22 protein-coding genes and 1 tRNA gene are annotated in these 21,206 nt (G+C 63.2%); 8 read left to right on the forward strand and 15 right to left on the reverse strand.

Going from position 1 to position 21,206, the window contains the following annotated elements; translation table 11 throughout:
- Window positions 1-264 precede the first annotated feature (264 nt).
- The 5 genes from AC6CR5_RS23630 to AC6CR5_RS23650 all read left to right on the forward strand — a co-directional run bounded on the left by AC6CR5_RS23630 (window position 265) and on the right by AC6CR5_RS23650 (window position 6,733).
- Window positions 265-2,181, forward strand: a complete 1,917-nt coding sequence (locus AC6CR5_RS23630; protein WP_370445607.1) for a PrkA family serine protein kinase — start codon at window positions 265-267, stop codon at window positions 2,179-2,181.
- Between the two features lie 12 nt (window positions 2,182-2,193).
- Window positions 2,194-3,453 (forward strand): YeaH/YhbH family protein, encoded by a 1,260-nt coding sequence (locus AC6CR5_RS23635; RefSeq protein ID WP_020925244.1) that lies wholly within the window; start codon window positions 2,194-2,196, stop codon window positions 3,451-3,453.
- Window positions 3,450-5,000: a SpoVR family protein gene (locus AC6CR5_RS23640; protein WP_020925243.1), complete on the forward strand. Its 1,551-nt coding sequence runs from the start codon at window positions 3,450-3,452 to the stop codon at window positions 4,998-5,000. Before AC6CR5_RS23635 ends, AC6CR5_RS23640 begins: the two co-directional genes overlap by 4 nt.
- A 178-nt stretch (window positions 5,001-5,178) precedes the next feature.
- Window positions 5,179-5,269 (forward strand) — tRNA-Ser (locus tag AC6CR5_RS23645).
- Window positions 5,270-5,458: 189 nt separating this feature from the next.
- The gene (locus tag AC6CR5_RS23650) at window positions 5,459-6,733 is read left to right on the forward strand and encodes a tyrosine-type recombinase/integrase (RefSeq protein WP_448202369.1); all 1,275 of its coding nucleotides are present in this window, start codon (window positions 5,459-5,461) and stop codon (window positions 6,731-6,733) included.
- On the opposite strand, the gene AC6CR5_RS23655 is transcribed toward AC6CR5_RS23650, so the two are convergent.
- The 7 genes from AC6CR5_RS23655 to AC6CR5_RS23685 form a co-directional block, all read right to left on the reverse strand.
- On the reverse strand, window positions 6,730-7,032 hold the full coding sequence (locus AC6CR5_RS23655; protein ID WP_448202370.1) for a helix-turn-helix transcriptional regulator: 303 nt from the start codon (window positions 7,030-7,032) through the stop codon (window positions 6,730-6,732). The genes AC6CR5_RS23650 and AC6CR5_RS23655 overlap by 4 nt on opposite strands.
- Window positions 7,025-8,854: a DNA cytosine methyltransferase gene (locus AC6CR5_RS23660; protein ID WP_448202371.1), complete on the reverse strand. Its 1,830-nt coding sequence runs from the start codon at window positions 8,852-8,854 to the stop codon at window positions 7,025-7,027. Before AC6CR5_RS23660 ends, AC6CR5_RS23655 begins: the two co-directional genes overlap by 8 nt.
- Window positions 8,854-9,123, reverse strand: a complete 270-nt coding sequence (locus AC6CR5_RS23665) for a hypothetical protein (protein ID WP_054448001.1) — start codon at window positions 9,121-9,123, stop codon at window positions 8,854-8,856. The genes AC6CR5_RS23660 and AC6CR5_RS23665 overlap by 1 nt, the downstream gene beginning before the upstream one ends.
- Window positions 9,120-11,822, reverse strand: a complete 2,703-nt coding sequence (locus AC6CR5_RS23670) for a toprim domain-containing protein (protein WP_448202372.1) — start codon at window positions 11,820-11,822, stop codon at window positions 9,120-9,122. The genes AC6CR5_RS23665 and AC6CR5_RS23670 overlap by 4 nt, the downstream gene beginning before the upstream one ends.
- 2 nt (window positions 11,823-11,824) lie before the next feature.
- Entirely contained in the window at window positions 11,825-12,019 is a 195-nt protein-coding gene (locus AC6CR5_RS23675; RefSeq protein WP_179841076.1) for a hypothetical protein, read from the reverse strand.
- Window positions 12,020-12,144: 125 nt separating this feature from the next.
- Entirely contained in the window at window positions 12,145-12,534 is a 390-nt protein-coding gene (locus tag AC6CR5_RS23680) for a hypothetical protein (protein ID WP_238876250.1), read from the reverse strand.
- Window positions 12,524-12,811, reverse strand: a complete 288-nt coding sequence (locus AC6CR5_RS23685) for an Ogr/Delta-like zinc finger protein (RefSeq protein ID WP_035359366.1) — start codon at window positions 12,809-12,811, stop codon at window positions 12,524-12,526. The genes AC6CR5_RS23680 and AC6CR5_RS23685 overlap by 11 nt, the downstream gene beginning before the upstream one ends.
- Window positions 12,812-13,121: 310 nt before the next feature.
- Between AC6CR5_RS23685 and AC6CR5_RS23690 the strand changes: the two genes are divergently transcribed.
- From AC6CR5_RS23690 to AC6CR5_RS23700, 3 genes are all read left to right on the forward strand, one after another.
- The gene (locus tag AC6CR5_RS23690) at window positions 13,122-13,523 is read left to right on the forward strand and encodes a helix-turn-helix domain-containing protein (RefSeq protein ID WP_448202374.1); all 402 of its coding nucleotides are present in this window, start codon (window positions 13,122-13,124) and stop codon (window positions 13,521-13,523) included.
- 49 nt (window positions 13,524-13,572) lie between these two features.
- Entirely contained in the window at window positions 13,573-13,866 is a 294-nt protein-coding gene (locus tag AC6CR5_RS23695) for a hypothetical protein (RefSeq protein WP_448202375.1), read from the forward strand.
- Between the two features lie 131 nt (window positions 13,867-13,997).
- A complete protein-coding gene (locus tag AC6CR5_RS23700; protein ID WP_110134403.1) occupies window positions 13,998-14,288 on the forward strand; it encodes a hypothetical protein in 291 nt (96 codons plus the stop codon).
- Window positions 14,289-14,299: 11 nt separating this feature from the next.
- Here the strand turns inward: AC6CR5_RS23700 and AC6CR5_RS23705 are convergent, their stop codons facing one another.
- From AC6CR5_RS23705 to AC6CR5_RS23740, 8 genes are all read right to left on the reverse strand, one after another.
- Window positions 14,300-15,385, reverse strand: coding sequence for a contractile injection system protein, VgrG/Pvc8 family (locus AC6CR5_RS23705; protein WP_448202376.1), 1,086 nt, complete (start codon window positions 15,383-15,385; stop codon window positions 14,300-14,302).
- Window positions 15,385-15,840, reverse strand: coding sequence for a phage tail protein (locus tag AC6CR5_RS23710; RefSeq protein ID WP_058664995.1), 456 nt, complete (start codon window positions 15,838-15,840; stop codon window positions 15,385-15,387). Before AC6CR5_RS23710 ends, AC6CR5_RS23705 begins: the two co-directional genes overlap by 1 nt.
- A 12-nt stretch (window positions 15,841-15,852) precedes the next feature.
- Window positions 15,853-18,591, reverse strand: a complete 2,739-nt coding sequence (locus tag AC6CR5_RS23715; protein WP_448202377.1) for a phage tail tape measure protein — start codon at window positions 18,589-18,591, stop codon at window positions 15,853-15,855.
- Window positions 18,592-18,594: 3 nt separating this feature from the next.
- Window positions 18,595-18,711, reverse strand: a complete 117-nt coding sequence (locus tag AC6CR5_RS23720) for a GpE family phage tail protein (RefSeq protein WP_081322395.1) — start codon at window positions 18,709-18,711, stop codon at window positions 18,595-18,597.
- A gap of 8 nt (window positions 18,712-18,719) precedes the next feature.
- The gene (locus AC6CR5_RS23725; protein WP_448202378.1) at window positions 18,720-19,079 is read right to left on the reverse strand and encodes a phage tail assembly protein; all 360 of its coding nucleotides are present in this window, start codon (window positions 19,077-19,079) and stop codon (window positions 18,720-18,722) included.
- Window positions 19,080-19,100: 21 nt separating this feature from the next.
- A complete protein-coding gene (locus AC6CR5_RS23730) occupies window positions 19,101-19,616 on the reverse strand; it encodes a phage major tail tube protein (protein WP_058664993.1) in 516 nt (171 codons plus the stop codon).
- Between the two features lie 57 nt (window positions 19,617-19,673).
- A complete protein-coding gene (locus AC6CR5_RS23735) occupies window positions 19,674-20,855 on the reverse strand; it encodes a phage tail sheath protein (protein WP_448202379.1) in 1,182 nt (393 codons plus the stop codon).
- A 135-nt stretch (window positions 20,856-20,990) separates the two neighbouring features.
- Window positions 20,991-21,203, reverse strand: a complete 213-nt coding sequence (locus tag AC6CR5_RS23740) for a hypothetical protein (protein WP_448202380.1) — start codon at window positions 21,201-21,203, stop codon at window positions 20,991-20,993.
- Between the last annotated feature and the right edge of the window lie 3 nt (window positions 21,204-21,206).

The following is a 21,206-nucleotide window of genomic DNA, read 5'->3' on the forward strand; positions in this document are numbered from 1 at the left end:
CTACAGCAATATGCTGAAGGCGTACGAGTGAACTTATTCACGTTGGTTGCAATCCCTGACGGAACTTGTGTCCGAAGGGTGCAGCCTAAACGGAAAGGGCCCGATCGTGCTCTTGGTTGATGTGTGGCGAAAGCAACATACAACCGTGCCGAGATTGCTTATAGCGCGTTGACCCTAGTCACGCTGAAGCACTGAGGCACACAATGGGGACACGTAGGGACGTCATGGCTTTTTCGCGTGTTGTAGGAGGTTTCCGTGCAAAACATCGTCGAAGGCTTCAAGTCGCAGTATGCAAGAGAGCAGGAGTCGGAACTTTCCCTCGAGGAATATCTGAACCTCGCCAAGCGTGACCCGATGGCATATGCCAGCCCCGCTGAGCGCATGCTGGCGGCGATTGGCGAACCTGAAATCGTGGATACGCGCAACGACCCACGTCTTTCCCGTTTGTTTTCCAACCGGACCATCCGACGCTATCCGGCGTTCCAGGAGTTCTACGGCATGGAGGACGTCATCGGGCAGATCGTGGCGTTCTTCAAGCACGCCGCGCAGGGACTGGAAGAGCGCAAGCAAATCCTCTATCTGCTCGGGCCGGTGGGCGGCGGCAAGTCGTCCATCGCCGAACGCCTGAAGGTGCTGATGGAAGTCCACCCCATCTACGCGCTCAAGGGCTCGCCGGTGAACGAGTCGCCGCTCGGCCTGTTCCATCCGGAACGCTTCGGCGACACGCTCGAAAAGGAATACGGCATTCCGCGCCGCTATCTCACGGGCATCATGTCGCCGTGGGCGGTCAAGCGCCTGAAGGAGTTCGACGGCGACATCTCGCAATTCCGCGTGGTGCGCCTGAACCCGTCGGTGCTGCGCCAGGTGGCGATCGCCAAGACCGAGCCGGGTGACGAGAACAACCAGGACATCTCGTCGCTGGTCGGCAAGGTCGACATCCGCAAGCTCGACCGCCATTCGCAGGACGACCCGGACGCCTACAGCTATTCCGGCGGCTTGTGCCTGGCCAACCAGGGCCTGCTCGAGTTCGTGGAAATGTTCAAGGCGCCGATCAAGATGCTGCATCCGCTCTTGACGGCGACGCAGGAAGGCAACTTCAAGGGCACCGAGGGTTTCTCGGCGATCCCGTTCAACGGTTGCATCCTGGCGCACTCGAACGAATCGGAGTGGCAGACCTTCCGCAACAACAAGCACAACGAGGCGTTCCTCGACCGTATCTATATCGTCAAGGTGCCTTACTGCCTGCAGGTGTCGGAAGAAGTCCGCATCTACGAAAAGCTGCTGCATCACAGCTCGCTGTCGACGGCGCCGTGCGCGCCGGGGACGCTGGACATGATGGCGCAGTTCTCGGTGCTGACGCGGCTGAAGGAGCCGGAGAATTCCAGCATCTACTCGAAGCTGCGCGTCTATGACGGCGAAAGCCTGAAGGACGTCGACCCGAAGGCCAAGGCGCTGCAGGAGTACAAGGACTACGCCGGCACCGACGAAGGCATGAACGGGGTCTCGACGCGCTTCGCGTACAAGATCCTGTCCAGCGTCTTCAACTACGACCAGACCGAGGTGGCGGCCAATCCGGTGCACCTGATGTACGTGCTCGAACAACGCATCGGGCGCGAGGACTATCCGGAGGAAATCCGCCGGCGCTACCTGGAGTTCATCAAGGGCTTCCTGGCGCCGCGCTATGCCGAGTTCATCGGCAAGGAAATCCAGACGGCGTACCTCGAGTCGTACTCGGAGTATGGGCAGAACATCTTCGATCGCTACGTCACGTTCGCCGACTGCTGGATCCAGGACGAGGAATTCCGCGACCCGGAAACCGGCGAGAGCTTCGACCGCAGCGCCCTGAACGACGAACTGGAGAAGATCGAGAAGCCGGCCGGCATCGCCAATCCGAAGGACTTCCGCAACGAGATCGTGAACTTCGTGCTGCGGGCGCGCGCCAACAACAACGGCCGCAACCCGACCTGGACCAGCTATGAAAAGCTGCGCGAAGTGATCGAGAAGAAGATGTTCTCGAACACGGAAGACCTGCTGCCGGTGATCTCGTTCAACGCCAAGGCGTCGGCCGAGGACAAGACCAAGCACCAGAGCTTCGTCGACCGGATGGTGGAGAAGGGCTACACGGAAAAGCAGGTCAGGCTGCTGTGCGAGTGGTATCTCCGTGTGAGGAAGTCTTCCTGAGCGAGGTGAATCATGAATTCACTGATCGATCGCCGTCTTAACGGGCGCAACAAGAGCGCCGTTAACCGGGAGCGCTTTCTGCGGCGTTACAAGGACCAGATCCGCAAGGCGGTCCACGGGATGATCCGCGACCGCTCGATCCAGGACATGGATCAGGGCGGCGAGATCAACCTGCCCGCCCGCGATATTTCCGAGCCGACGTTCCGGCACGGCGCGGGCGGCGACCGGGAAATGGTGCATCCGGGCAACCGCGAGTTCGCCAAGGGCGATACGTTCGACCGGCCCCAGGGAGGAGAAGGCCAGGGCGGTTCCGAGCCCGGCGAAGGCGAGTCGGTCGATCAGTTCACCTTCAGCCTGTCGCGGGCGGAATTCCTCAACCTGTTCTTCGAAGACCTGGAACTGCCTCACCTGGCCCGCAACACGCTCGGCGAGGTCAGCCAGAAGAAATGGCAACGCGCCGGCTACACCACCACCGGCTCGCCCAGCATGCTCAGCATCAGCCGCACGCTGAAGTCGTCGCTGGCGCGGCGGGTGGCGTTGAGCGTGAAGGCGCGGGCCGACCTCGAGGACGCGGAGGAGCGCCTGGCCAAGGCCAAGGCGGCGGGCGCGCCCGCGGACCAGATCAAGGCCTTGGAACAGGATGTCGAGGACTGCCGCGAGCGCCTGGCCCGCGTGCCGTTCCTGGACGACCTGGACCTGCGCTACCGCAATCGCGTGTCGGTATCGATCCCGATGGCGCGCGCGGTCATGTTCTGCCTGATGGACGTGTCCGGCTCGATGGACGAGGGCAAGAAGGACCTGGCCAAGCGTTTCTTCACGTTGCTGTACCTGTTCCTGTCGCGCAAGTACGAGCACGTGGACCTGGTCTTCATCCGCCACACCGACAACGCCGAGGAAGTGGACGAGCAGACCTTCTTCTACGATCCCAAGAGCGGCGGCACCATCGTGCTGTCGGCGCTGGAACTGATGCGCGAGATCGTGGAAAAGCGCTATCCGCCCTCGGCCTGGAACGTGTATGCGGCGCAGGCCAGCGACGGCGACTCGTTCGGCGCCGACGCCGGCAAGAGCGCGCGCTTCCTGGCCGAGCACCTGTTGCCAGCCACGCGCTACTTTGCCTATATCGAGGTTCCCGACTCGCAGGAGGCGCGCAAGAGCAGCCTGTGGGCGGAGTATGAACAGAAGCTGGAGCCGCATTTCGTGATGCGGCGGATTTGCGAGCGCGGGGAGATCTATCCCGTGTTCCATGACCTGTTCAAGAAGGAAACCGCATGAATGCCATCCTGGGCGCACTGGTGGAGCCGGAATCGGCCGACAGCCCCCGGCCGTTGTCGCAAGGTTCCGAATGGACGTTCGAACTGATCCAGTCCTATGACGAAGCGATCTCGCGGGTCGCGCGCGAGTACGGGCTGGACACCTATCCGAACCAGATCGAGGTGATCACCTCGGAGCAGATGCTGGACGCGTATGCGTCGGCGGGCCTGCCCATCGGTTATCCGCACTGGTCGTACGGCAAAGAGTTCATCCGCAACGAGCAGTTCTACCGGCGCGGCATGCAGGGCCTGGCCTACGAGATCGTGATCAACTCCAACCCGTGCATCGCGTATCTCATGGAAGAGAACTCCATGACGATGCAGGCGCTGGTGATCGCGCACGCCTGCTACGGCCATAACTCGTTCTTCAAGGGCAATTACCTGTTCCGCCAGTGGACCGACGCCGACGGCGTGCTGGACTATCTGGTGTTCGCCCGCAAGTACGTGATGGACTGCGAGGACCGCTACGGCATCGATGCGGTGGAGGCGCTGCTGGATTCCTGCCACGCGCTGTCGCACCATGGCGTGGACCGCTACAAGCGGCCGACGCCGATCTCGTACAAGGAAGAGGCCGCGCGCCAGGCCGAACGCCAGGAACACGCGCGCCTGCAATACAACGACCTGTGGCGCACGCTGCCGCGGCTGGAGGCCGACAAGGACGAGCGGGTCGCCGCGTCGGTGTTCCCGCCCGAGCCGGAAGAGAACCTGCTGTACTTCATCGAGAAGTACTCGCCCAAGCTGGCGCCGTGGCAGAAGGAGCTGGTGCGCATCGTGCGCAAGATCGCCCAGTATTTCTATCCGCAGACCCAGACCAAGGTCATGAACGAGGGCTGGGCCACGTTCTGGCACTACACCATCCTGAACCGGCTGCACGAGAAGGGGCTGGTCAATGACGGCTTCATGATGGAGTTCCTGCAGAGCCACACCAACGTCGTCAGCCAGCGCGGCTTCGACGAGCGCGGCTACGGCGGCATCAACCCGTACGCGCTGGGCTTTGCGATGATGTCGGATATTCGCCGCATCTGCGAAAAGCCCACCGACGAGGACCGCCGCTGGTTCCCCGACATCGCCGGAGGCGACTGGCTCAAGACGCTGGACTTCGCCATGCGCAACTTCAAGGACGAGTCCTTCATCTCGCAATACCTGTCGCCGCGCCTGATCCGCGAGTTCCGCTTCTTCGCGATCTCGGACCACCAGGCCAATCCCAAGCTGGAAGTGGCCGCGATCCACGACGACGAAGGCTACCGCGACATCCGCCGACTGCTGGCCGCGCAGCACAACCGCGACAACCAGGTGCCGGACATCCAGGTCACGCGCTTCAACCGCGACACCGATCGCTCGCTGGTGCTGCGGCATCTGCGAAGCCGCGGCCGGCCGCTGGCGGCCGAGGACGCGGAGCAGGTGATGAAGCACCTGGCGCGGCTGTGGGGCTTCCGGGTGCGGCTGGAGGAAACCGAGCCGGACGGCACGGTCAGCTCGTACCGCGAACAGGACCCACCGAACGCCTGAGCGAGCATGGCCGCTCCGGACGAGCGCGGGATGGCGGCCGCGGGGCGCGCAGCGGAGCCTGCGGCAAATGGGGACGCAATAACGTCCCCTTTTTCTTTACCCCGTTCCGCCAATGCAGCTTTCCTGCCGATCTGCTAGAATCGCGGATTCGCATTTTCAGGAATGCGTATCCAGATCAGGACAGGTGGCCGAGTGGTTGAAGGCGCACGCCTGGAAAGCGTGTATACGTCAAAAGCGTATCGGGGGTTCGAATCCCCCTCTGTCCGCCAAGATTTCTACAAGAGTTGCCAAGCATTGCCCGGAAACCCGCATGAACATTGGTTCTGCGGGTTTTTTCTTGCCCAGGCTTGCCCAGCGAGCACCACTAGAAGCAACCCCATAAATCGGGTACTTTCGCGGGTATCTCGGCCCAGGTGGGCCAAATTCCGAAAAAAGTACCCGTTTTTCATAGGGGAGATATGGCCACGCTCGCCAAGCTGACAGATACCGCAATTCGCACGGCCAAGGGCAGGGAGAAGCCCTACAAGCTGGCCGATGGGGGAGGACTCCACATCCTGGTTAAGCCGGACGGCACGCGGTACTGGCGGTACAACTTCCGACACGCCGGCAAGGATCGAACCATGGCCTTCGGTGTGTACCCTGAGGTCACCGTCAAGGTTGCGCGGGAAAGGCACGCTGCTGCGCGGGCGCAGCTGGCCGCAGGCCTGGACCCCATGGCCGAGCGCAAGCAAGAAAAGCACGCCACCAGGGCAGCCGCGGCTGATGACTTTGAAGGCATCGCGCGGGAAATGTGGGCAAAGAAACTGGCAACCGGCAAGTCAGTGGGCTATGTCGAAGAAGTCGTTGCCAAGCTGGAGAAAGATGTATTTCCATGGATCGGTCGGCGGGCGATAGCGGGCATCACGGCGGCCGACATCCTGGCAATCCTGGAGCGGGTCGAGGCGCGGGCGCCGGAAACCGCGAGGCGGCTTCGCGGCTTCATCGGCGAAGTGTTCCGACATGCGATCGCACGTAATAAGGCGAAGGGCGACCCCACGCAAGCGCTGCGCGGGGCGGTCATCACACCGAAGACCCAGCATTTCGCCGCCATTACCGACCCGGCAGCCTTCGGTGAGCTGCTACGCAAGATGTATGCATATCGCGGCGAGCTGGTCACACGCGCGCTATTGCGGATGTCGCCGCTGGTGTTTCAGCGGCCATCAGAGTTGCGCGAGGCACGATGGGATGAATTCGACCTGGCCGGAAAGAACTGGGGCGCGCCCATGTGGGAAATTCCTGCCGAGCGCGCGGAGGCCGAAGGGGACACAAAAATCACCCGCACTGGCTGGGAATCGCACCTGGTGCCGCTGTCGCGCGAGGCGGTCAGCATCTTGGAAGCCCTGCGGCCGGCAACGGAGCACACGGGGTGGGTGTTCAAGTCGAACAGAAAGACGGATCAGCCCTTGTCTGAGGGGGCCATCCTGGCCGCGTTACGGCGCCTGGGGTATGCCAAGAAGATGACCGCGCACGGTTTCCGCGCCTCGGCGCGGACACTGGCTGCCGAGCGGATGAAAGCCGATGAGCGCGTGCTTGAGCTGCAGATATCGCACAAGGTTGTAGACGCGATGGGGCGCGCCTACAACCGTACTGCCTTCCTCGATGAGCGCATCGCGTTCATGCAGCAGTGGGCCGACTACATCGAGACGTTGGCGAGGCATCCCGCCTCGCCGTTGGTACTCGTAAAGGCAGCTTAGGATCGCGCCTTCGGTGCCTGGTAGCCTGCGGGATCATCAATCCAGCGTAGCACCTCGGCGCCACGATATTTCACCCCTCGCTCACCCGTCTTTACCTTGGGCGGGGCGGTGCCGTCCATGACGCGGATGCGCCAGGTTTCCCGGCTGACGCGGACAAACGTCTCTATCTCGGTCCAGGAATACAGCGCACCGGGCAAAAGGCGGTCTGGTAGAAGCAGGCGCTTTTGGCGCCGCCTCTTCGGTTCGCCGGTGGGGTGAGTCTCATGCCGCTGGAGGGCCTGGTATGCGCGTTCACCCATGGTCCTGGTCTCCACCGCGCACGGCAAGCGCCGTGATGATAGGGCGCACCCAGATAGGAGCGGCCGACAGCTGGAACGTTTCGCCCGTCCGAGACAGCAGGATGGCGCGGCCGATTTCCTCGGCCATGGCCTTGGCCGCCTTCCTGGGTACGGCGTTGCCGATGCGCTCGCGGTGTGCGCTGTCGGACGTGCCGTCCATCTGGAAGGGCTCGCCGTTGGCCTCGGCCTCGGCGTAGTCGTCGGGGTCGTAGATGCTCTGCAGGGCCGCCAGCTCAAGTGTCGTGAACGGGCGGTGCCAGGTGCCGTCCTCGGCGATGATGCGGCATACCAGTTTGTCGTTGGCCGCAGGCAGCGCCCGCGGATCAGCCACCGACCATGAGCCATTGTCATGGCAGGCCGACGCTGACACCGCGCCGACGTGCTTATCCCATGCTGCCACGCCATAGTGTCCGGCGGTCAGGTAGTGATCGCCCCGCTCGCGGGCCAGGCCTGGGCGTGGGTCAGCGATGGACATCCATCCGCCCTGCACGCCCTTACCGCCGGCGATAACCGCACCCGCTGCCCGCTGCCAATCCACAACTTTGAGGTTGTTGCTGTGCCGATGCCAACCCGTGCGCGGGTCTGCGACGCATTGCCCTGTTCCGTGCGCGCCCGTGACGGCGCGCGCCGTGTCTTCGTAGCGCACGATCCGGAATTCGTTGCTGTGCTTGGCGGGGCCGTGGTGGCGCGGGTCCGCTACGCTGTATGCGCCTTGTCCCGGCCCCTGCTGGCCCGCAATTGCACCGGTAGACGCCTCCCAGCGGCGCACGCCGTAGGCCTGGCCGTCCTTCCACGCCGCCGACGGATCGAAGCGCGGATCAGCCACCGAGAAGGCACCATTCAGCGGATGGCTCCGGCCGGCGATGACGCCGGCGCTATCCTGCATCGAATGCACGCCCAGGGCGCCGCGATGCATTTCCGGCACCAGCAGGAAGTCACGCAGGTAGCCGTCCTGCACGGCCAAACGGTTCAGGCTGCGCCAGTCGCCGCCGGCTTGGACGAACGCCAGCCGCACCCAGGTTTTCCAGCTCAGGTTCGGGATGCGGTGCATAGGGCCGGCGCGCAGGTCGCCTGGCAGGTGCATACGGCCCAGGATTTCGCCCACGGCGCGCAGCGGGCGCTTCGGCGGCTCGTAGATGAACGCCGGCACTTTCTCGGCGTGGCGGGCGATCAGCAAAAAGCGCTTGCGGCTTTGGGCCAGGCCGCCCAGCTCGCCGCAGTCGTGCGCGGTTTCGCGCACCACATAGCCGTAGTGACGCAGCAGCTGGACGATCTGATCAAGGAAGTGGCGCCCGCGCGTAGCGATGCGCGGCACGTTCTCAAAAAGAATCACCTCCACGGGATCATCCTTCCATGCCTCAAGGCACAGCCAGATGCCGCGCAACGTCAGCTCATTGAGCGCTTGGTACTTGGCGGTCAGGCTGCGGGCGTGAGACAACAGGCCCGAGAATCCTTTGCACGGGGCCGAAAGAAATAGGATGTTCGGCCGGAGGCCACCAGCAGCTGCGCGCATGTCGGCGGGCAGTGCCTCGGCCCAACCCTCGGGCGGTTGATGCCCGTGAAAGGCGATGTACTGGTTTCGGCTGAACAGGTCGCGCACCGTGCAGCGAACGCCCGTGAAGCGTTGGAAGTCGGCTGCGCCGGCGGGGTCTACGTCGATTCCCCCCAGGCAAACCATGCGGCCGCGCAGGCCAGGGATTTCCGGTTGCGCTTGCTGCATTCCGGCCGCGCCAATGCCTGATCCCGAGAATACGCCGAAGTGAGTGATTTCCGAGTACTTCATTAGAGTTCGTCCTTGTCCGCCGCGCTTGCTCGTTTGAAGTCGCGGCACAGTTGTTTCTGATGGTCGGTTGCCTGCAGAGGGGATACGGACGGCGGGGCGGCTGGCGGCGGTCGAAGTTGGCCGGCGCGTGGCTGGGTCATAGCTTGCGCTGTAATTTCAAGGCAGCGGGCGAGCGCCGGTGAGCGCAGGGCATCCGCGAGCGTGCCGCGAAGGCGCGCGGCCGCGTGCGCCTGCGCGAGCTGGGGAAGGGTAGGCTTGTGCATCGTCATGCCCCCTTCCGGAAGACCCAGCAATGCACCGTCGTGGCCTTGGTGGCGCCGGCCTGGCTCGCGTTCTGACGAATGCGGCTCTTGACGGTCTTCACCTCCAGGAACTTGTGCTGACGGCTGGTGCGTAGCACCTTCTTCAAATCGCTCAACGCTGGCACCTGCTGGCGGTGCGTGGCTGCGGCCTCGATGAAGTGATTCAGGTTGACCGCGATCTCTTCGTCGTTGCAAGAATGGTTGAGCTGGGGCGCCATCTCGTCGTCGCCGTTGAGATAGGTGTAAGCCTCCCAAAATCCCTGCACGATGGGATGGTCCGCATTGATGACCTGCTGCCGCTCGGCCGCCATCGTGCCGATGAGGTCGGCGGCCGCCTGGTATTGCTCATCGGTCAGCCGAACCACCAGGCGAAGCGCATCCAGGACCGCTAGCAGCTGCGCGTGGCATTTCATGATGCGGGTCATCTTGATATCGCCACGCTCGCGCAAAGCGTCAACGTGATCCTGGTAGCGCGAAAACACGGTCTCCAAGACTTTTGCCTCGCGCTTGGTCGCCGCCAGAATGAAGCCGGATACATCGCTGGTAGGCGTGGTCTCCAGCGCGACGGCGGCGGCCAACGTCTTGGCGTTCTGGCCGGCCCGGTCGATGTTGATATGCACGATGCGAGACAGGATGGCTTCGGACGCGTTCACCTCGTTGTTTTGCGAGATGACAATGGATCCTCGGAACGGCGGTTCGTAGGTCTCGTTGCCGCCGTTGGCCACGCCGCGAGAACGGATGCTGCGGCCGTTGTAGGCGGTTTTCAACTCGTCCCAATCAAACGACTTCACATGCGATTTCTCTTCGCCCAGGCGCTCACGGTCGGATTCGATCAGCACCACGGGCAGGCCTGCGACCTGGGCGAAGTTGCGCGCGCGCGCCGGTGTCGTGGACTTGGACGGGTCGAAGCCCTCGTAGTCGGTCCGTCCGAACAGCTTCCACAGGAATTCAATCAGTGTTGACTTGCCCGAGCCTGCCTCGCCCACGACTTCCAGAAAGGGATAGCTTTTTTGGTGCGCGCGTATTTGTTCTGCGAACAGCGAGCCGAACCAGAATGCCAGTGTCACGATGCCCTTAGCACCGAAGGCGGTCCAGACATGCTGCACCCAATCCTCCTTGTATTCGTGCGGGTCGCCGTTCACAGTCAGCGTGACGGATTGATTCAGGCTTTTGACCGAAAGGCGACCAATGTCGAAGAAGTCTTCTTCGTTGACCTCGTAGATCGTGCCGTCCTTCACCGCCAGCGCGCCCAGGATGTACGCGCCATGCTCGCGGCTGTAGCCGATGAAATCCACCGTTTCCACGCGCTTGATGTTGTATAGGCGGCGCTCCATCATCCTGTCGAGGTGATGGCCTTGGCCGGAGAACATCGCACCCGGGGCGATGGCCAAGAGGCGCTTCTTGAACTCGCTGGCGGTGGAGACCTGGGACGATGTGAAGGTGTTCTTCACGGGCGGCCCGTCATGCGGGAATTCCACGCGGAAGTAGTACCAGCTTTCGTCCGTGAGCTTGTTTTCCTGGAAGTACAGAGGCGTGGGGTAGCAGTTGGAAATGGTGCGGATGCCGCCCGCCTCGCGCAGCGCGAGCGCGCGCAGCTCGTCCTGTGCAAGCTGCTCCTTTGCTTCGTTGCTGATCCGATCCATCGCCTTTTGGTAGGCGTCGATATCCATCCGGAACCAGTACAGGCGCTTGCCGAACTCGAAATCAAACTCGGTCCGGCTGTTGTCGTGCTCATACAGCAGCAGCGCCTTTTCGGTGGCACTACGCGCCAGCAGCACCGCCCCATGGTGCAGGTACAGCTTGCGGCCTTCTTGGGACAGGCGGCGCGGGGCGCCGTCCGGTGCGTGCTGGTCGAGCTGGTAGAGGTCGTTCCAGTCGCGTTTACGCTTCCCGTCCTGCGGGATGATGGCCGCCTTGCACGTCCAGCCGTCTTCGGTAGCGCGTTCGGCGTGCTTGCGCGTGAAGCGCCGGCCGGCGGCGTCGCCGTCGAGCGCCCAGACCAGGTGCGGCAAATTGTTGGGGCGTGCGTCTGCCAGCGCGCGCAGTGCGACGGATGGATAGTTGTTGCACGACATCGTGGCAGCGGCCTGGACGCCAACCAACCATAGGGCGATTGCATCAAAGATGCCTTCGACCAGCCACAGTTCGGTGACCTTGGCGGGGTCGAAGCCGGGCGGCGTCCACCACTCGCCCATGTAGCTGCCACCGGGCTGGAAACGGGCCTTTTGCTTACCGAAGCGCCCCGGCTCATCAATCAGGCGTTCCCAATAGGTGCGGCCAACGGGGAAGCGCACCGTTGCGGAAACGAGATTGCGCGCGCGGTCGTGATAGGTCTCTTGCGTGTAGCAGCCGGCCAGCCGGGCCACGTCGAAGCCGCGGGCGTGCGCCAGGTAGGCGTCAGCGGCCGCGTGCGGGTTGGTCTTCATGTCCTCGGCGTAGCGTTTCGACCAGTGTTCGAAGATGTCCGAGAACAGCTCTTTTACATGGCCCTCCCAGCCGCATTTATCGAGACGGCCGCAACGCAGCACCCAGGGGTGGTCTGCGTGCGTGTAAACCTCGCGCTTCTTGCAAGCGGGGCAGATGCCCTGACGAAGCCAGCCTTGCCGCTCTTTGAACTCAAAGTCCGCGAGGCGGGACATAACGTCGCGGTGAATATCGGGCTTCATGATTACGCCATCAGGTTGCGTTCGCGCAGGGTGCGCATGGCGGCGGCGTGAACGGCGCAGGCGGCGGTAAGCATGTGGCCGGACAGAACGGTATCGCCGGCCGAGGCCGTCAAGAAGAGGGATTGGCCGGGCTCATAGGCGCCGCGTACGAGATATTCGGTGAGCGTGGCCAAGGCCTTCACCTCGTCATCGTTCATGTGTGTTTCGATGCGGGCATGCACGGGGATGGCAGGCATATTCGATTCCTTCGGAAAACAGTTCCCCGCGACGGGCGCAGATGCGCCCGCCGGCAAGGCGGTATGACGTGGGGTAGGTAGAGGTGCTACAGCGCCAGGGCGGCGGCTTCCTGGGCGCTCAGGAGGTGGGCGATTTCGACCGAGGAAAGAACGCGAGTGCGGCCGGAGGCGCGGTCAACGACAAACAGCGCGTGGCTGGTGCTGCGGTCCATGTCGAAGTTGACCGGGCTGGACCGGCTGCCGATTTCAGCGATGGCCTTCGCCGCTTCGGTCTCGGCGGTGCGTTGCGAGCAGTTGGCCACGGCCATCAAGTGCGCAACGCAGCGCTCCAGCAACTGGTTGTCACGCGGCCCGGGCATCGTGGCGCCGTTGTCCTTTTCCACCGCAAGAAACTGGTGTGCCTGGTCGGCGAGAAAGGGGCGGCTCCAGTTGGTGGCGGAACCATTTACAAGGGCAAGACGTTGGCTATTCATCATGGTCTAGGCTCATTTGGCGTGGGTCAGACTTCGCGGCGGCAGCAAGCCGCAAGGACGTGCTGAACGGGGACAGGGGCAACTGAATATCGGGCCTGGCTTGGGACAGGGCAGATGGTGAAATCGCGGCCACTGCTTCTATGTGTGCCTTCCAGGTGAAACCGCAGTGCAGATTGCGGCATTGGAAGTAAGCGGCGCGCACCAGGGGGGACAGCTGTTCGCTGGTGCGTACCGTTGCCCAGGTCTCGCAGTAGGGGCAGGCCATCCCAAAGCGATTCATTTGGGGGTCCTCTTCCGGCGGCCCCGCGTCTCGCCCTGGCGCTCACTTTCGAAATGCTCCAGGCCTTTGAGGGCGAGCATTCGAATGAATGAGGAATGCGTGCGTCGTTGCTCAATTGCATATGTGACGCAACGCTCGAAATCATCCGCCGGGATTCGAAATCCGACCATCTTTTGCGCCTCGGCATCAGGAGGCAGGCCGGTCCGGGCCTTCTGGCTTGGTGTATGTTTCATGCTCATTGGCAATTGATAGCAAGTGTGAGCCTCAATTATTTATCCAAATGGATATTTAGTCAATGGGACATATTCAAATGAGCATAGGAAATAGGCTCCGGGAGGAGCGCAAGCGCATCGGTCTGGATCAAGGCCCGTTCGGACAGATCGGCGGCGTGCAGACGGTCGCCCAATCGAACTACGAGAACGGCAAACGCATGCCCGATGCCGCGTATCTGGAAAAAATCGCCGCTCACGGCGCCGACATTCAGTACATCGTTACGGGTGTGCGGGCCATCGCACCTCAAGACCTCGCGGACGATCTCAAAAGGTATGGTGACGCCTGGGAGACATTGGAAATGGCTCTGGAAGCCGCAGGGCGCGACCTAAGCCCGGCGAAGAAGCGCAAAGCGGCTGACGCGCTGTATCAAGCGAGCAAGGCGCAAATGTCGATGGACAAAGACAAGCTGACCGAATTGGTTCTGCAGCTGGCGGCCTGATTGACCGTCCCATAAAAAGGAGAAAGAGGTGTTCAGAGTTGGATTTGCAATGGCCCTGATGGCGGCCACGCCGCTGGCGAATGCCGCTGGCGAATGGTACGAAGGCGGCACGCTGCACAGTGCCACGCTGAAGCAATGGGCATCCGCCACGACACAAAACAAAATGGCCACCATGGCAGATATGGTGGTGGCGGCGAAACTGGCAAAACGACCGATGGAGGTTGTGGAGCAATCCGTTAGGGCCGCGTCCTGCATTGACGAGGTGGCCAGCGAGAAAGCGGCCCAGGGCCAGGAAGTGGCCACGGTCGCCGCCATGTGCATGATGAACGGAAAGAAGGGGTAGCGCCCGCTGACTGACTGAACCGGGTATATGAGGCCTTGGGGGGTGCCGGTTGCCCTACATAGCCGGCAAGGGCTGCGGCTGTTCGCGTGTGCAGCCGTATGGAGCCGGCGAACGCACAGGAAATATAAGAAATGCAGAAGCCTCAAGACCCCGGTTCAAACGTTCATTTTCTCAACTTGCCTGCGGCCGAAGTGAAAGCGGGCGACGTGCTCGGAACCCTCTTCCATGCGCTCAAGGGTGCGAAGGAACGGAGACAAGATAACGCCGCCGCGCCGGCCTCTAATGATCAGCAGATCAGCGGTGACGGCAATATCCAGATGTCCGCACAGGCAATGCCAAACCAGTCGATAACCGGCAACAACAATATCCAGATCGGCGCGGTACAGCTGGTTGTGCAAGTAACGATGAACGTGAAGCGATAGGACACAGCGCGCTATTCCGCGCCGTCCTCAATCGTGGGCAGGTCGCCGTCTGATTGATCATCATCGGTCTTTCGTGCGTCTGCCGTTTCTCCCTCGCAACTGGTGGTAAGGCCGCCGTCGTCCAGCTTGTGCGTGACCCGAGAAAGCAGCCAGACCGTGGAGCTGATAAGCGCCTTGGTGCCGAGCATGCGCACCTTGGTTTGTGGTGCCAGGTCGGGCCGGCCATAGGCCAATTCAAAACGCAGCGTGGCCGTGCCGCGCTGCAGGCGCGCCCATTCCGCGCGAGCCGCCTCAAGGGCGTCCTCTTCGCTCGCATATAGCTGCCGCAGGCGCTTGGCGTTGCCGATGACGCCCGCCAGGACGTGGCGGCGCTTCGCCTTACCCTTGTCCTGCCATGAGGCGTGAACGCCGGTGTATGAATCGCGGTCCGCGACCTGGTAGCGGATGGCGTCACCATCGCGCCGCGTCAGCTCGATGGTTGGCATTTCCTTGCCGCTGGCGGTGTCTCCCTTGCCAATGGGCAGGAACAGGAGCTTTCCCTCTTTGATGGTGGCCACGGCGTCGTAGCGCTTGCCGATGCGGTTCAAAAATGCCAGGTCGGATTCGTCGGTCTGATCTATGTGCGCGATCTTCGTCCCGCCGAACGTGCCAACCACGGGCGCGAGCTTGTGCGCCTTGGCGATGGTCTCCACGATGGCCTTGATGGTCGTCTTGTGGAAACTGCGCGTGGCGCGCGTGCGTAGCGCGTTGCTCATGTCTGCGCTGCGGGCGCGCAGCGTGACGACATCTGGCGGCCCGGAAAACTCCACTTCGTCCACCTCGAACGTCCCTTTATCGACCATGCCGCGCGAATCGCTCCAGCCGAGAAAGACCCGCACGACCACGCCACGGCGCGGCAGCTCCAGCAGCCCATCATGGTCGCTCAGGGTGATATCGAGTTGGTCGGCCTGTTCCGAACGACATTCGGTGATGGAAAGGCTGATCAGGCGCGGCGCGAGCTTGCCGGTGACGTCCTGATCGCCAAGCAGGACGCGCCAGCGCGGTGCCAGGTACTCGGTGCGGCCGCGCTGCAGGCCATCGGATAGGGCGGCGAACATCAAAGCCCCCAGCCGGCGATAGAGCCGTCCATGGTGTCGATCGGAATCTGCAGGTCATCCAGCAGCGGCCGCGCCTGCGAATCGTCAACGCACTTGAGCGTGAGGGTGAAATCCGTCTTCTGCGGCAGGCCGTTCACCACGAACATCGACCCCTCTTCATCCAGGCCGGTGATGATGAAGGCGCCGTAGACGGTGCCGATGCCATCCACCATGACATAGGCCTTGCCCGTGTCGCCCATACGGCGCAGCAAGCGGATGGCGCCGGTTGTGCCGAACAGCTGGGGGATGATGGTTCCCGACAGGGTGATGGTGTCTTCTCCCTTCCCCACAAACTGATAGGCCGGGCCCGCGCCCATGCGCGAGTTCGACGGATGCCGCCATTCCGTCTGCCGTTTGAGGGTCTGGTAGGCGGCTGTGGGCAGGCCAAAAATAAACATGCCAAGGGCCATCATCATGGTGGTGGTCTCCTAATCGTTGTCGTAGTAGGCGGAGCGCAGGCGCGCGGCCTTGTCGGCATCGCGCCGGCGCAAGGCATCGTCCACCGCGCGGGCAATGTCTTGTGGGCCGGCCCCGGTTCCGTTGATATGGATGGTGATCGTGTCGCCCTGGATCGTGATTGAGCGGCCGCCCGCTGCGTTGGCGGCCATGGCCGGCCGGTGATCGATGCGCGCCAGGGTGCCAGCATCGGTGACCATGCCGGCGGGTGCTGCCAGCAGGCCGCCAGAGGCCGCCAGAGCGCCTGAGGCAGGCAACATGGTCCCACCTATGGCCACGGATGCCGCGAGCGCTTGGGCGGCCTTTACGGCGGCCGGCTGGCCCGCCTCGATGCCGACAGCGGCGCCTTCGGACACAAAGCCGCCCATCTGGGCAAATACCCGGCTGGGCGAGTGAATGCCAAGTTTTTCCTTGAACCAGCCGACGATACCCGTACCGATGTTGGAAATCGATTCCTTGAGCGCCCCGGCCATGCTGGAAATGCCGTTGATCAAACCCTGGATCAGCATCGAGCCGAATTGCGTGAAGTTGCCGGGCAGCTCAACCCCCAGCGTACCCAGCGCGCCGGTGATCGCCTGGTACAGCAGGCCCAGCGGTGACCAGTTCACCAGCAGCGCACCGATGCCGGCAAGGCCGCCATCGAAGGCCACCTTCACGGACTCCCAGATGTCGGAAAAGAACGTCGTGAGGCCGTTCCATGCGGCGGAAAGTATCGGTATGGGGTTCAGGGCAGCCAGCAGCTGGCCCAGCCACGCCATGGCCGAATCAAACGCCGCGGTGACCTGCGCCCAGAGGCCGGAGAAAAACGCCTTGATCGGCGTCCAGTACTGGTAGATGAGATACGCGGCGCCAGCGATGGCCGCGACCGCCAGGACGATGGGATTGCCGAGCAGCAGCTTTCCCACGGACACGATGGCGCTTCCCAGCAGCCCAAAGCCGCCCTTGGCCAAGTTGAACAGCACGCCAATCAGACTGCCGCCCTGGATGCCAAGCATGGACAGCCCGTAGCGCACGACGATGAACGGCCCCAGCACGGCGGCCAGCGCCAGGGTGAGCGCGCCGAAGGCCGCGACCAGGCCGGCGATGACGGCGGCCGTGGCGGTGAGCGCGCGGGCAATCTGCGGGTTGGCTTTCATCCACTCGCCCACGGCACTCACGACGCCGGCCAGGCCCTTGGTGAGGCGGCGCAGCGTCTTATCGTGCAGTTCTTCCGTCTGGATGCCGACATCCTCCCAGGCGCTTTTCAGTTCGTCCAGGTCGCCGGTGAGGTTGTTGGCCATGGTGCCGGCCGTCTTGTCCGCTTCGCCGGCGGCCTTCTTCAGTATGGCGATGAACTTCTGCAGCTCGCCCGTGCCGGCTTGCTCCACCAGCACCTGCAGGCCGCTGAATGCTTCTTCGCCGGCGATGTGCTTGAAGAACCCCGACCGTTCGGCGTTCCCCATCTTCGCCGTCTTCTGGTGCAGTTCGGCCAGAATGTCCGGCAACTGCCGAAGGTTGCCGTTCGCGTCCTTGGTCTTGATGTTCAGCGCGTCCAGCGCGTCGGCCGCCGCTTTCGGCGGCGCGGCCAGGCGGCCGATGACCGCCCGCAATGCGGTGCCGCCCATGCTGCCCTGGATACCTGCGTCGCCCAGCTTGCCGGCCATGGCCGCCACGGTCTCGATATCCTGGCCGACGCCGGCCGCCACGGGCGCCACGTACTTCATGGTCTCGCCCAGCATGTACAGGCTGGTATTCGAGCGCGTGAAAGCGCCGGTCAGCACGTCGCCCACGCGGTTCATCTGTTCGGCCGGGAGCTTGAAGCCGGTGAGGATGTTTGAACCAATGTCGGCGGTCTGAGCGAGATCGGTGTCGCCGGCTTTGGCCAGGGACAGCATGCCGGGCATGGCGTCCTGGATGGCCTTGGGGGTAAAGCCCGCCATGGCCAGGAAGCCTTGCGCGTCCGCCGCCTGCGTCGCGGAGAACATTGTCTTAGCGCCGAGGTCTCGCGCCTGCTTGCGCAGCGCCTGCATCTCGGCGCTGTCCTTCTCGATGCGGGCCAGCGCCTGAACCTTGCTCATCTTGGCGTCGAATTCGACACCAGGCCGGATGAAGCGCGATTCCGCGTACAGGGCAGCGCCGCCGGACGCCAGGCCAGCGGCGCCGGCGCCGGCCATTGCGCCCACGGCCGCCTTGCCGTTGCCGTACTTCTCTTTGGCCGTGGCCAGTTTCTGGTGGTGTGCGGCGGCGGCCTGCAGCTTGCGCGTCTGCCGGTCCAGCGCCTGCGACGTGTTGTCGATCTTCTGGCGCAGGTCGCGTTCGTCGCGCGCCAGGTTCGATGTAGAAAGGCCGGCGCGCGTCAGGTTATCTCGCAGGCGTTGAAGCTCTACGGACTGCTGGCCGTGTCGCTCTTTCAGCTGCTGGGCCGCACGCACCGCCTGGTTGAATTCCCGCGTCATGGCACGGGTGGGATTGGTTGCCCCCTGCATCTGCTGGGCCAGGGCGGCTACGCGCTGCTGCGCCGTCGCCAGTTCAGCGCGGGTGGTCTGCAGGCCGCGCGTCAGCTCGCGGAATTGCCCTACCTCGCGCTGCGCCGCCGTCAGCTGCTTGAGCTTTCCGCGCAGATCGGCGACGCCCTGGGCGGACGCGCCGGCTGTGCTCTTGATCTTGCGAAGCGGCCCCGACAGCTTGTCCTGCAGGGCCGCGATGACGCGAAGCTGTAACGCCTTGTCCATCTGTTACGTCTCGGGTTGGTAGCGCACGCGCGCTCGCTCGCGCCAGTCGGCCAGCTCGGTCAATTCCATTGAATCCATCTCGGCCGGCGGCCAGTGAAAGACCATGGCGATATCCGCCATGGCGTCTTCTACGCAGTTTGGATAGCCAGCCGTTCCGCCTTGCTCATAAAAAAACTGGCGACCGTGGCCCCCACGTTCAACAGGTCGGCGGGGTCCAGATCCCTGATTTCGGCCGGCGTCAGGATGGGTTCGCAAACGCGCGGCAGTACGGTGGTCAGCGCCTGCACGTCGACCTGCACCAGAGCCATGAGCGTGACGCCGCGCAGGGCGCCGGACTTCGGCTTGCGGATCAGCAGGCGGGCGATGTCGCCGCTGGCGCGCTTGATCGGCTCATCCAGGTCAACAGATTTCAGGTCGAGAGTGTCGATGATGCCGGCGCCGTCGCCTTGGGCTTGCTGGTCGAGGTTCGGGGTGGTCTTTTGGGTCATGATGGTTCCAGGAAAAGGGGGTTACAGGCCGATGGCGGTTCGGATGGCCTGCATGGTGTCGATCTCGCCGACCATGTGAATCATGTTCACCAGGTCGATTTCGAAGACCGTCTGGCCGTCGTGCGATTCCTTGTAGTAGACGCACTCGGTGACGATCTTGAATTCGGTGTCATCGCCGACTTTCGACTCGCCGCGGTCGATCTCCGAGTGGCGGCCGCGCACGATGATTTCCACTGCGGTCACTTCGTTGGTGTCGTCGCGTTGGTAGGCTTGGGCAAAACGCAGCTGAACGCCCGCAACGTCGACGGCGCCGTACTGCTGCAGGACTTGCTTGACGTTACCGCCGCAAGTCCATTCGACTTTCAGCGCGTCGTCATCCAGGCCGAAGTCAGCCTTGATGGCGCCGGCGACGCCGCCGGCGCGAAACGCTTCCATCTTGCGCGTCAGCTTGGGCAGGGTGACGGACGTGGCGACGCCGGCGTAACTGGTGCCGTCGTTGTAGACGTTCATGTTTTTGAGCTTGGTGGGCAGTCCCATGGAATTGGCTCCGAATGTGCAGATGGCCCAGCGCGGGCGTGCGCTGGGCAGGATGGGTTACGCGGCGATCCGCTGCGCGAAGTCCAGCAGATAGCGGTCGGTGATGCGCTGGCGGAAGCCCAGGTCTTCCAGCGGCGGCACGGGCGTGTAGTCGTAGTCGAGCACCAACTTTCCGCTCTTGAGCGATTCCTTGGTGTTCGGCTCTTCGTCGTACCAGGCTTGCCCGTCGATAATCAGGCCCAGGGACTTGAGCTGGCGGAATTTGGCGTTGATGCCTTCCAGGATGTCTTTGATCAGCGATGCATGCAGGGGCGCGTCCACAGCCCACATGTGCGCCTCGGCCATCGTGTCCGCCAGAATCTGCGCGGTCCGCGTGTAGTTCTCGAACGGGAAGAGGCTCGAAGGGCCGGCGCATGTGCGGCTACCCCAGAAGCGAAAGCCGGTGCGGTTCACCAGCGTGGTGATGTCCTTCTCGTTCAGGTAGCCGGCATCGGTGGCGGGGTCTTGCAAGTCCCAGAAGACGTCCTTGCTGATGCCCGTGACGCCGTTGACTGCGACGTTGGACAGCACCTTGTGCCAGCCGATGTCCTTGTCCAGTTTGGCGCGCAGGCCCAGCGCGGCGGCCGACGCGGTGATGATGCCTTCGGCGTTCGCGCGCGTGTCCCATCCCAGGAACTCGGGCCAGATCAGCATGAGTTCGCGCTGTCCGAAACCTTCGCGGAACGCTGCGGCGTCTTCCTTGGTCTCGCAACCCTTCATGCTGGCATAGCCGAAGCCGCGCAGCTTCTGCGCGGTCTCGGCCAGCGCCGCCGTGGTGGCGGCGTTCTCCAGGCCCGGGATGCCGATGATGCGCGGTTTCAGCTTGGGGCCGGAGTTCTGCGCAGCCAGCAGCGCTTTGAGGCCGGTGTAGCGGCCGTCGCTGCCGGCGCCGCCGATAACGTTGGACGTGGTTTCAGCCTCGGTGGCGCCCTGGGCGACGCGGACGATAACCGTAGCGGGGTTGGTCTGGGCGCCGATGGCATCCAGCGAGCGCGCCAAGGTGCCCTTGGTGCCGGCCTTGCCGGCGGCCGCCAGAATGTTGGTGGCCAGCACCGGCGTATTCAGCGGGAAGGTTTTCGGGTCTGCATCTTCGGCCGTGGCCACCAGGCCGACCACAGCGGATGAGACAGTGCGGATGGGGCGCGTGCCGTCGTCGGCCTCGATGACGCGCACGCCGTGGTGGTATTGATCAAGTGCCATGAAAAAGCCCTCAGAGAGTTGAGCTGAATCCCGCTCTACCTCGGGCGGGGATCGCTCAAATTCTGGGGGCTTGGTCTCGCGCGCGCACGAAGTTCACCTTGTCCGCGCGGTCAATACAACAGCTATCGACGTTGGCTAGTAGTGCGTCGGCTCCTCCTGCAGGGCGGCCGGCTTTTCAGCCTGCCATTCCCCATCCCAGAAGTACCACCCCGCTTTGACCTGGGAAGGAACTTCCTGGAATTCGGTGAGCAAAGACGGGTGGTATCGATCAGACAGCTTGTACCCGTTGACAGTTTCTGGGACGACATCCACTGCCTGGAAGTTCACTACACGCGCATATTGCTTCATTGG

Source organism: Achromobacter sp. EG18 (genome assembly GCF_059759395.1).